This is a genomic window from Pseudomonas fluorescens (assembly GCF_902498065.1).
Lineage (GTDB): Bacteria > Pseudomonadota > Gammaproteobacteria > Pseudomonadales > Pseudomonadaceae > Aquipseudomonas > Aquipseudomonas fluorescens_BJ.
Genome location: NZ_CABVIR010000001.1, coordinates 1242043 through 1253538, shown reverse-complemented (window position 1 = coordinate 1253538; position 11496 = coordinate 1242043). Strand labels below are relative to the sequence as shown.

Annotated in this window: 10 protein-coding genes; 3 read left to right on the top strand and 7 right to left on the bottom strand. The window is 58.6% G+C overall.

Translation table 11 applies throughout. The annotated features are described in order from the left end of the window. Positions 1 to 114: 114 nt before the first annotated feature. From F8N43_RS06015 to F8N43_RS05985, 7 genes are all read right to left on the bottom strand, one after another. Entirely contained in the window at positions 115 to 918 is an 804-nt protein-coding gene (locus F8N43_RS06015) for a 2OG-Fe(II) oxygenase (RefSeq protein WP_150629456.1), read from the bottom strand. A gap of 64 nt (positions 919 to 982) precedes the next feature. Further along, a complete protein-coding gene (locus F8N43_RS06010; RefSeq protein WP_150629454.1) occupies positions 983 to 1813 on the bottom strand; it encodes a glycosyltransferase in 831 nt (276 codons plus the stop codon). A gap of 478 nt (positions 1814 to 2291) precedes the next feature. Beyond that, entirely contained in the window at positions 2292 to 2993 is a 702-nt protein-coding gene (locus F8N43_RS06005) for a VIT family protein (protein ID WP_150636551.1), read from the bottom strand. A 46-nt stretch (positions 2994 to 3039) separates the two neighbouring features. Then, the gene (locus F8N43_RS06000) at positions 3040 to 4011 is read right to left on the bottom strand and encodes an FAD:protein FMN transferase (RefSeq protein WP_224787787.1); all 972 of its coding nucleotides are present in this window, start codon (positions 4009 to 4011) and stop codon (positions 3040 to 3042) included. Beyond that, positions 3995 to 6175, bottom strand: a complete 2181-nt coding sequence (locus F8N43_RS05995; RefSeq protein WP_150653397.1) for a PepSY domain-containing protein — start codon at positions 6173 to 6175, stop codon at positions 3995 to 3997. Before F8N43_RS05995 ends, F8N43_RS06000 begins: the two co-directional genes overlap by 17 nt. Positions 6176 to 6199: 24 nt before the next feature. Further along, positions 6200 to 6670, bottom strand: coding sequence for a DUF2271 domain-containing protein (locus F8N43_RS05990; RefSeq protein ID WP_150653396.1), 471 nt, complete (start codon positions 6668 to 6670; stop codon positions 6200 to 6202). Positions 6671 to 6762: 92 nt separating this feature from the next. Further along, positions 6763 to 7086, bottom strand: a complete 324-nt coding sequence (locus tag F8N43_RS05985) for a PepSY domain-containing protein (protein WP_150653395.1) — start codon at positions 7084 to 7086, stop codon at positions 6763 to 6765. Between the two features lie 132 nt (positions 7087 to 7218). Here F8N43_RS05985 and F8N43_RS05980 point away from each other — a divergent pair, with 132 nt between their 5' ends. The 3 genes from F8N43_RS05980 to F8N43_RS05970 all read left to right on the top strand — a co-directional run bounded on the left by F8N43_RS05980 (position 7219) and on the right by F8N43_RS05970 (position 11349). Next, entirely contained in the window at positions 7219 to 7878 is a 660-nt protein-coding gene (locus tag F8N43_RS05980; RefSeq protein WP_150653394.1) for a response regulator transcription factor, read from the top strand. Next, a complete protein-coding gene (locus F8N43_RS05975; RefSeq protein WP_150653393.1) occupies positions 7875 to 9221 on the top strand; it encodes a sensor histidine kinase in 1347 nt (448 codons plus the stop codon). Before F8N43_RS05980 ends, F8N43_RS05975 begins: the two co-directional genes overlap by 4 nt. 226 nt (positions 9222 to 9447) lie before the next feature. Then, positions 9448 to 11349 (top strand): potassium transporter Kup, encoded by a 1902-nt coding sequence (locus tag F8N43_RS05970; protein ID WP_150653392.1) that lies wholly within the window; start codon positions 9448 to 9450, stop codon positions 11347 to 11349. Positions 11350 to 11496 lie beyond the last annotated feature (147 nt).

The following is an 11496-nucleotide window of genomic DNA, read 5'->3' as shown; positions in this document are numbered from 1 at the left end:
GCGACCAACCGTCAGTCACGGCCCCGAAAAACCGCAGCATCGAAGCGTGATCACCGATGAGGGCGGCGATAACTAACTCCTTGTCAGCCCGACTTCAAACACCGGGTAAGCTATTCAGTTTTTCTTCTTGATGAGTTTTCTAATGTAGTACTTGAGGCTAAAACGATCTTTGGGTCTTGGCTTGTAATGTGTTTTGTTTCTTTGTGCGGGGTCGACCACCTCGGTGGCTGCGGTGTAGTAATAGAGCGCTATAGACTTGCGAGTGATGTGTGGCGGCGTGGTTAATGGTTCAGGATGCCCGTGATTGCTGTCCGCGTCTGTATTGAAAATTACACAGCGGTTATAAATCGGCAGGACTTTTTTAAGGCAAGTCTTCATGCCGGCGTCCCAAAGCTCCAGGTTTCCGCCGTATTCTTCTTGCCAGTCTTTGTTGAGATAGATAATGGCATTCAGCCTTCGGTAAATATTGAGTTTCTTGTTGAGTCTGAAGTCAGAGTGAACGCCGAGGTAGCCACCGCTTTTTGTTTCATGCAGCCCGCCGCCAGTGAAGTAGGGATCAGGTATTAAGCCCTCTATACCTGTCAGCTTTTCAAGAAACTGCAACATGGGTGCGGAGTTAAAGGCGTTGAAAACAGCCTTCAGGTAGGGGGTGCATTCGTTGGGACTGATTTGCCGTTTATTCTGACCTTTATAACCACGCTCGTAGAGCATTTCGTTGGCAGTGGGCTCGGCGGGAAAGTTTGAATGAATATTCGCAATCAGATCTTCCGGAAGAAAATTATCGATGACGATGTGAGGGAATGGGGTGGCCTGGACATAGCTGCTAGCTAGCGACTGACCAAAAGCGCTGGCGGCATTCTGGTCAAAATCGAGCTCGGGGGAGTGGGTGATGGGTAGCATTTTAATGTCAGGTTTCATCGCGACTCCAATGAAATAATATAAAAAATCCTTAAGTTCCTTCAGGTTGCATCGCAGACACTGCTCATGGGCGTGCTTTGGGTATTTGGCTTTTGCTTTTTTCTTTGGTCAGGCGCTGAAGGATATTGTTGTACATAACAGTTCTTCGATGAGTTGTTTCATAACCACCCGCTGCGGCGACAGTGCCCGACTGGATGTGATCAAGATAGCTGAATATCTTGCGTGGCGACAAACGCTCAACGACATAACCGAGTTCGGTCATACGGTCCTGGAGGGTATAGCCAGGTACACGATCGTCCATCAAAAAATGCAGGCCGTGTTGTTTGATCAGCTTGCAGTTCCACAGCGTACAGAAGCTTTTAAGGTAAACTTCCCTATACGGCTTGGGCTCTCTGGAACGTAGCCCGAGGGAAAGTTTCATGCGTCTGGCGTGATGCTTTAATAGTCGTGAACTGAATCGCCAGAGCGTTCTAACGGTGCCGCGATTTAATTGTTCTACGCAACCAACGGCTACGACATTTGGATTGACTACGCATTTGTTTAACATCATCGAAAATACATTACTGTCGAAAATAAACGTATCAGTGTGCAGCAGGAACACATAGTCAGTCTCGATACGTTCCAACGCCATATCGAGTGCTTTGCCATGCGCAATATGGCCCGATTCCTTTTCTGGAGTGGTTCGCTCGATCAGGTTTATCCAGTCAAGTTCGCGCAAATACGTTGTGCTTTCATCGGCGGAGTAGTTGTCAACCACCCATACTGGAATGCCGGAATCGATCGCATACTGGTGCAATAGATCCAGGCAGATTTTGGTGATTTCTGGTGTTTTGTAATTGACAATAATAATACTGAAGGGTTTTTTGTTTTTTGTCGAAAAATCAGTGCCTTCCATTGTTTAGTTGCTCGATAGGATTTTGAAGATAAATGCGATTAATGGTAGCGCCGGTACAGAACTGCCGCTTGTTGTCGTGCGCGCTAAATTAACCTGATCTGAAATCATACCTTTATTAATCTACTTCGCGGTTGGTAAGTGTTTATCGCCAGTATAGTCGCTATAGCGAGTAGGGGTTGCGACATAATCGTATGAGACAGCTGCCAAGCAAGTAAATATTACCGTAGTGCTTTTTTACATTTATATGGCTATTAGAGAAGTATTCTCGAATGACAGCGAGTTGGATTCCCGTTCGGTGTCAGATGCATCGTGTTTCATTCGGTACCGCACCTAACGGTAGTGGCGCGGATTTCCAAATTGATCTGGTCGGGCACGTCGCCCTGACAGCGAGCGATTTCGTCGGCGTGGTTTAGCTCGTCAACCCGTAAAGGGCGCCCCTTTGGCTAGCGGGCGCCCTTTGTTTTTGGAGGACGTCCCGCTAGACCACTGCGCCAAACAAGTGCCCCACCAGCGCCGTAATACCCATGGCCAGCGCCCCCCAGAAGGTCACCCGCCAGGCGCCGGTCAGGATTTTGGCCCCGCCTGCCTTGGCGGCAATGGCGCCCAATGTCCCGAGAAACACCAATGACATGACCGAAATCCAGATCCCGACGCTGTGCTCCGGCGCGACAAACGTCACCGCCAGAGGCAACGCGGCACCCACCACGAAACTGGCAGCGGAGGCGAGGGCGGCCTGCAAGGGTTTGGCGGTGAGGGTGGCGCTGATGCCCAACTCGTCCCGGGCGTGAGCGCCCAGTGCGTCATGGGCCATTAATTGATCGGCCACTTGATGGGCCAGTTCGGGTGATACGCCGCGATGCATGTAGATGTTGGCGAGCTCGATGTGCTCGGCTTTCGGGTCGCTCGCCAGTTCTGCCCGTTCGCGGGACAGATCGGCCCGTTCGGTATCGGCCTGGGAGTGTACGGAGATGTACTCGCCAGCAGCCATGGACATGGCGCCGGCCATCAACCCCGCCATGCCGGTGACCAGCAACGTGGCGTGGCTGGCATTGGCAGCCGCGACGCCGATCAACAGGCTGGCGGTAGACACAATACCGTCGTTGGCCCCAAGGACGGCGGCGCGCAACCAGCCGATACGATCGCTTCGATGTGCCTCGGTGTGCCGGTGCATGAATTTCATTGTTTAACGGGACTCACTGTCATTAAGCGGTTCAAATCGGTCGGCATCAGCGGGTTTCAATCTGCGCCTGCAACTGGCCGCCGACAATGGATATTTCTTTGAACTGTTGCCCCTCGCGCAGCACGAACAACGCATCCATCCCGCGTTCCTGAGCCAGACGTGGGCCCTCGGTTTCGCCCAGGACCATCAGCGCCGTGGCCCAGGCATCGGCGAGCATGCACGAGGCCGCCACCACGGTGACGGCGGCGAGCGGGTTGCGCAACGGGGCGCCGGTAGCCGGGTTCATGGTATGAGCATAGGACTGACCGGCCACGTCTACCCAATGTCGATAGTCCCCGGAGGTCGCGATTGCGGCATCGCTGAGTTCCATCACCCCCATGACTTCACGCACGCCCCGGTTGGGCTTTTCCAGGGCCACGGCCCAGCACTGGCCGTCAGGTTTGACGCCCCGGGCGCGCATCTCGCCATCGATGCCGACCAGGTAGCGGGTGATGCCCAAACCCTCCAGGCAACGGGCCAGTTCATCCACGCCGAACCCTTTGGCGATGCCACTCAAGTCAAGGTTCAGCGGCGCGCGCTTGCGCACCTGATTGCGTTGCGGGTCAACCACCATTGCGGCGCTGGCCAACAGCCGGGCGCTGGGCGCAATCGTGGCGAACGCTTGCTCGTTGACCGTTTGCTCTGCGGGGCCGAACCCCCAGGCGTTAACCAGATCACCGATAGCGATGTCGAAGGCGCCGCCCGATTGTTGACTGACCCGCAGTGCCGCAGACAGCACCGTGGCCAGTTCCTTGGGCACGGACACCCATTCCTGCTCGGGGGCGGCGTTGAGGCGGTTGAGGTCCGAGTCGGGTTTCCAGGTGGACATTTGCTGGTCCACCCGGGACACGGCGTGGGCCAGGCGCTGGCCGATTTCGTCGGTATCGATCCCGGCCTCGGCGTAAAACAGGGCGGTGTAGCGGGTGCCCATGGTTTCGCCGTTCAGGCTATAGCGCTGCAACTCAGTACACGTCTTCACGGTAGCGTCCCTGTGCCTTGAGGGTCTGCACACTCAGGTTGAGCGGCGCCAACACTTCATCGAGGGCCTGCATTACGCCTTTGGCCATTTCGCGGCTGCCACACACCAGCACCTGGGCACCTTTTTCAATCAGTCGGCGCAAGGCCAAGGCATCGCCGATCAGCCGGTCTTGAACGTAGCAGCGGTCCTGGACCTGAGAGAAGGCGGCGCGCAGTGCCGTGAGGCGGCGGTCCGACAAGTATTGGTTGAGCTCCGGTTCGTAGAGAAAGTCCGAGGCCGGGTTGCGCCCGCCCCAATACAAGTGCATCGGGTGTCGGGCCTTGTTGTTGCGGATAAAACCGGCCAGGGGACCGATGCCGGTACCGGCGCCGATCAGGATCACCGGGTGCGTGCCCGATGCCGGACGAAATTGCGGGTTGGGCTGGATGAAGGCTTCGATCTGCGCACCGATGTCCAGGCCATGAAGGAATTCCGAGCACACGCCACCGTTGTGTTTACGCACACAGATCTCCAGCACGCCGTCCTGGGAGCCGCTGGCCAGCGAGTAGAAACGCGGGACCGGGCTGCCGGGGGGCACAATCCCGACCAGGTCACCGGCCAGGAAGTCCGGCAGCGCGCCGGGTGCCTTGAAGCGCAAGACGTGGGTCGGTGCGTTCACCTGTTCGCCGTAGACGATGCGCTCTGTCAGCAGCAATGGGTGGGTCTGTGGCGATTGCGGGGCATGGACCAGTGTCAGGTCATGTTTGAGCACGTCACCCAGCGCGTGGCCCCAGCGCGCAAACTCCTGAGAGGATTGGCGGTTGACGGTTTCCAGCGGCAGTAACGGCGAGCCACCGGCCTGCAACATCGCGTCCTGCACCTGATGGGCGAACTGACAGAACTGCGCAAACTGCCGGTCACCAAAGCCCAGCACGGCAAAGGGCAGGCCGGGCTTGAGGCCGGTGTTGGCCAGCCGCGCCAGGAATTGCGAAGCCGAGGCTGGCGCGTCGCCGTCACCGTAGGTCGCGGTGAGGATGATCACGCGTTGGGCGCTGCGGTAGTCGTTGGCGTATTGATTCATCGCCGCGCTATGCACCCGGTGTCCGGCCAGGTGCAAGGCGTCGTGCAAGGTGTTGGCGAAGCCCCAGGTGCTGTTGTTTTCACTGCCCACCAGGATCACGCTGTCGGCGGAGTGGGCCGGGCTGTTATGGCGGATGTTCGGGCCAGCCTTGCGCCGACGCCACCACAACAGGATGCCGGTCACGCTCATCAACGGTACGCAGAGGGCGCAGAGCCCCAGCGGCAGGCCCAGCCACCAGAGGCCTTCGCCAGTGTGCAACTGATAGATCAATTCGTAGAGGTTGTGCATCGAGTCGTGGGCTTGATAGGACAACAAGGCGCCGCTGGCCTGATCCACGTAGCCGTCGCCCTGGGCCGTGCGCAGGGAAAACACATCACTCGGGTTGCCGGGGCTCGGGTAGACCAGCTCGCGCAGGTCGTTGAGGTCGGTGGCCTGCAAGGCTTGCAGTTTCGCCACCGGCAAGGCCGGGCCGGCGCTGACGTGGGCGGGGAAGGCGGGCTCGCGTTGACTGCCGTCGGCGATAAAACCAAAGGTGGTGGCGGACATGTAGAGCCCGCTCAATGCCGACAGCAGCAGCCCGAGCAAGGCCAGCCGCCCGACTTCCGCATGCCAGCGCTGGCTGAACGTGCCCCGCAGTGGCCGCAGCAGGTTGCGCCAACCGCCCAGGCGCCGGGCCAGCAATAGCGCGCCGGACACCGACAGCATCAGCATGAACAGCGCGCCGGCACCCGACACCCCATGGCCCGGCGTGCCAATAAACAGCGAGCGGTGCAGGTCTTTCACCCAGCGTGTGAACGCGGATGGTTCGTAAGGTGCGAGGCCTTGGCCGGTCAGTGGGTCGACCTTTTCCGCCCCTGCCTGGCCGTTCTGGTTGTAATAGACGATCACCGTACCGGACGCTATGCGCTGGATCTGCTCCACGCCCGAAAAGTGGCTGGCAACGCGCCCGGCCAGCTGGCCGACGTTGAGTTGCCCGGCAGGCGTGGAGGTGCTGTGCAGGCGTTCCAGCGCCGGATCGACAGACAGGATCGCGCCGCTGATGGCCAACAACATGACCAACAGGGCGGCGATCAGGCCAGGTAGGGAATGGAACTGACGAAGCATGTTCAGCCTCCGGAAATGGGGGTGCTACAGATCGTAAGTAAAGGACTCGACGTAGGTACTGCCGGTCGCTGGCTTGCCGGCGCCCTTGGACGTCAACGGCACGCTGACATCGGCGCGAGCGTCGCGTTTGTCCTCGACGGCGCTGTCGATGCGGATCTGATACCCGGCATCAATCAGGGTGTCTGCCAGTTCGACGCTGACTTTGAGCGTGCGCCCACTGCCGACACTGGCGCCGCTGACGCCGTCAAACTCGCTCGGGTTCATCCCGCTGCCACGGGCCCAGTCGCCCAGGTGCTTGTAGTACTTGGCCTTCTTGCCGGCCACCCACAGGGTTTTCTGGTACTGGCCGTTGGCGTCGGTCACATAGATCGCCAGGTAGGCATCATTGCCGCTGTAGTCCTTGAGCTGGGTGGTCAGGGTCACTTCACGGGCCTGGGCCAGACCCGGCAGGGCAATGGCGCTGGCAAGGCAGGTGGCTGCGATGATCTTTTTCATGAGGGTGTCCTTTTGATCGTTAGGTCGAGAGCCTGGACCTGCTTGCTGACAGCAACCTGAAGCGCAGGAAAAACTCATCGACAGGAGAGGCGTCATTCGCTGAGCGGGCTGCCGAGGTAATCCCTCGCATCATCGTCGTCGCGGAAATGGATCTCGAGTGTGCGCAGGCGTAGCGAGGCCGGTGAGTAGCTGGCTTCGATGGCGTTGCCTTTGCGGTCCAACCCCTTGAGCTCGTAACAACCGTCGTCGACCTTGATGCGCTGCACGCTCCAGCCGTATTGCCGCTCGACCTGCTGACGCAAGGTTTCGCGCGGTTGCCAGTCGCTCACCGGGTCGCTGCAATCGTCATCGGCCAGGGCGTAACCACTGAGCAGCAGGCTCAACAGCGTGGCATGGGCAATAAAACCTGATTTCATGATCTGTCTCCTGCCGAGGTCGGCGTCTGTGGCATACCCTAAAGTGCATTCCTGACAACCAGCTGAATCTTCAGATTCACGTCAGGTAAGGCGATTAAGGTGCTGCACGACAACCATCACAGGAGGTGCCAGATGCGGGTTTTATTGGTCGAAGACGCAGCGGGGCTTGGGGAAGCGGTGCGCGAACAGATCGCCGATGACGGCCACGCCGTCGATTGGGTGCAGCGTCTGGAACATGCGCGCAACAGCGTGCGCACCACGCCTTACGACCTGATCCTGCTGGACCTGATGCTCCCGGACGGTCGCGGGCTGGATTTTTTGCGTCAGCAACGCTCGGCAGGGGACGTGACTCCGGTGATTATCCTGACGGCACAGGATCAGATCTCCGATCGGATTGCTGGCCTCAATGCTGGCGCCGACGACTACCTGGTCAAACCATTCGACCTGTTTGAGCTCTCGGCCCGGGTGGCGGCGGTGGCCCGGCGTTACAGCGGCAATCCCAATCCGCAGATCAAGCTTGGTGATTTGCAGGTCGACATGAGCGCTCGCACGGTGCAGCGGGCCGGCGCGACGGTGGACCTCACGGCGCGGGAGTGGGCGCTGTTCGAGGCGTTTGTGCAGCGCCCCAGCGCGCTGCTGTCCAAGTCGCAGCTGGAAGAACGGCTGTATGCCTTCGGCGCCGAAATCGAGAGCAATACCATCGAGGTCTATATCAGCCGGCTGCGTAAAAAGCTCGGGCGCGACCTGATTGAAACCGTGCGGGGCATGGGCTACCGGTTGATGTCCGCATGAAGCCGTCGTCAAGCCTGCAAAAACGTCTCGGCCTGGGATTGACGTTGGGCACGACCTTGCTGTGGCTGGCGGCGACCGTCGGTGCCTGGCTGGTGGTGCAACATGAATTGAACGAGGCGTTCGACAGTGCGCTGGAAGAGACCGCGCAGCGCATCCTGCCCTTGGCCGTGCTGGAAATCAGCAACCGGGAAGAACCCCATGAGGCGCAACATGTCGCCACCCTGAAAATGCACAAGGAATACCTGACGTACCTGGTGCGCGATGCCAAGGGTCAGATCCTGATGCAGTCCCACGACGCCAACCCGAAGATCTTCAACCAACAACCGGCCGAAGGCTTTTCAACCACCAAAAAATACCGTCTGTACGGCGCGAGTGCGCTGCGTGAAACGGTGTTTATCGAAGTTGCCGAACCGCTGGAGCATCGCCGTGAAGCGGCACGGGAAGCCTTGCTGGCCTTGTTGTTGCCGTTATTGGCGCTGATTCCCATCAGCCTGTTGGGTACCTGGATGTTTGTGCGCATCAGCCTGCGCAGCGTATTGGCCTATCGTCGTGCCGTGGAGGCTCGCGGGGTGGGTGATCTGTCGCCGATCAACGGGGCGCAATTGCCGGCGGAAATCGCTCCATTGGCGGAGGCGGTCAATCATCTGCTGGAGCGCTTGCGCAAGGCCTTGGAGACCGAGCGCAGCTTTACTGCCAACAGCGCTCATGAACTGCGTACGCCACTGGCGGCGACCCTGGCGCAAATCCAGCGACTCCACCATGAGGCGCCCGAGGGCCCGTTGCGAGTGCGTGCGGCGAAGATCGAAAACGCTTTGCGCGACCTGGCACGGCTCTCGGAAAAGCTCATGCAACTGGCCAAGGCCGAAGGCGGTGGGCTGTTGTCCGAAACGCCTCAGGACCTGATTCCGTTGCTGGCCCATGGGGTTGACGAGTGGAACCAACGCAGCGGCCAGCGAATTGCGTTGCAGTTACCCAGCCAGGCTTGCGTGTACTCGACCATCGACCCGGACGCCTTCGGCATTTTGCTGCGCAACCTTATTGAAAATGCGCTGAAGTACGGCGCGTCGGATCAACCGATCGAAGTCAGCCTCACCGAACAGGCCCAACTACGGGTCATCAATGGCGGCCCGGCGGTGCCGGCATCGGTATTGCAGCACCTGACCGAACGCTTTGTGCGAGGTCACAGTGAAATCAGCGGTTCAGGCTTGGGCTTGGCGATTACCAAAACCATTGTGCAGGGCGTCAACGCGAGAATGAATTTGGTCTCGCCAGCAACAGGTCGTCGGGATGGCTTCGAGGTGTGCGTCTGGTTACCGCTGGCGTTGACTGAGCGAGCGAAATAACAGGACTACTCCCTATCGGGCACGAGTCTGATGTCTGACTGATCGAGTGATCAGGTGGTATCTGCCAAAAAATTTTTACGCTTTCTTTACGGCCAGTGTTTTTGTCGGAAACGATACTGGCCGCGATTTTTTGATCGTCCATGTGCCTTTCTTTCCCGGTGGCCCTGGAAAATGTATTGCCCAAGGATGGCGTGCAGTACTCCCCGAAAATTGAGAGAAGCGCCCCTTGAGTCAGACAGTGACCGTTGCAAACGAAGACTCCCCATCCAAAACGTCAGGAGTGGGCATGCTCGTCGCCGCTGTCGGCGTTGTTTATGGGGACATTGGCACCAGCCCCCTCTACACGCTGAAAGAAGTGTTTTCCGGCCACTACGGCGTTCAGGTAAACCACGACGGTGTGCTAGGGATTCTTTCGTTGATCTTTTGGTCACTGATCTGGGTCGTATCGATCAAATACGTGCTGTTCATCCTGCGTGCCAACAACCAGGGTGAAGGCGGCATCATGGCATTGACGGCTTTGGCCCGCCGCGCGGCCAGCCCTTATCCGCACATGAGCAAGGTACTGGTGCTGCTCGGTTTGTTCGGGGCGGCACTTTTTTACGGGGACAGCATGATTACCCCGGCCATCTCGGTGCTCTCGGCGGTTGAAGGCCTGCAGCTGGCATTTGACGGAATAGAGCACTGGGTCGTGCCCCTGTCGGTGGTCGTGTTGGTGGCGCTGTTCTTGATACAAAAACACGGCACGGCACGCATCGGCATCCTGTTTGGCCCGATCATGGTGCTGTGGTTTGTGGTGTTGGGCGCGCTCGGAATCTTCGGCATTTTGCAGCGGCCCGAAGTGTTGCAAGCGCTCAACCCTGTTTGGGCGGTGCAATTTTTCGTGGTACATCCAGGAATGGGCGTGGCGATTCTGGGCGCCGTCGTGTTGGCATTGACCGGTGCTGAAGCGCTGTACGCTGACATGGGCCACTTTGGTCGCAAACCGATTTCCCGTGCATGGTTCATCCTGGTGTTGCCCGGGCTGGTGCTCAATTATTTTGGCCAGGGTGCCCTGATTCTGGAGAATCCGGAGGCGGTGCGCAATCCGTTCTATCTGCTCGCGCCGACCTGGGCACTGCTGCCGATGGTCGCGCTTTCCACACTGGCGACCATCATCGCTTCTCAAGCAGTAATCTCTGGTGCTTTCTCCCTGACACGCCAGGCCATCCAGCTAGGCTACGTCCCTCGGATGTTTATCCAGCACACTTCCAGCCAAGAGCAGGGACAGATTTACATCGGCACGGTCAACTGGGCGCTGATGGTCGGTGTCGTGTTACTGGTGATCGGTTTCGAGTCGTCCAGTGCCTTGGCCGCTGCCTATGGGGTCGCTGTGACGGGCACCATGTTGATCACCACCATTCTGTCTTCGGCGGTCGTGCTGCTCCTCTGGAGAACGCCCCGCTGGCTGGCCATCCCGATGCTGCTCGGCTTTCTGCTGGTCGACAGCCTGTATTTCGCGGCCAATGCGCCGAAGATTTTCCAGGGCGGTGCGTTCCCGGTGATTGCCGGCATCGGCTTGTTCATCTTGATGACCACTTGGAAACGGGGGCGGAAAATCATCGTCGAGCGGCTGGACGAGACCGCGCTGCCGCTTCCGTTGTTCATCAGCAGCATTCGTTCGCAGCCGCCGCATCGGGTGCAAGGTACAGCGGTTTTCCTGACGGCCAGGGCCGACGCCGTTCCCCATGCACTCTTGCACAACCTGCTGCATAACCAGGTGCTGCACGAGCAAGTGGTGCTGCTCACCGTAGTGTCCGAAGACAGTCCTCGAGTGAGTGCTGATCGACGCTTTGAGGTTGAAGCCTTTGGCGAAGGGTTCTTCCGGGTCAGTCTCCACTTCGGTTTCATGGAGGAGCCCGATGTCCCCGCGGCCCTAGGCTTTTGTCACTTGAATGAGCTGGATTTCAGCCCGATGCGCACGACCTATTTCCTCAGCCGAGAGACGGTGATCGCAACGAAACGCATGGGTATGGCGCGCTGGCGAGAGGGGCTGTTTGCGTTTCTGCTGAAGAACGCCAATAGCAATCTTAAATATTTCAAATTGCCACTCAATAGGGTGATCGAACTGGGGACTCAGGTGGAGATGTAAGGACGAACACGGCCGCCTTTGCGGCCCACTGCCTCTGAAGCACCCAGTTGGTAGAGTTGGCAAAACTGCTGCCGACATCTTCGGGTTAAAGAGAAAAGAGTTCTTCGGCAATCTGGTTCACTACGCTATCTATGGAACAACGGTCCA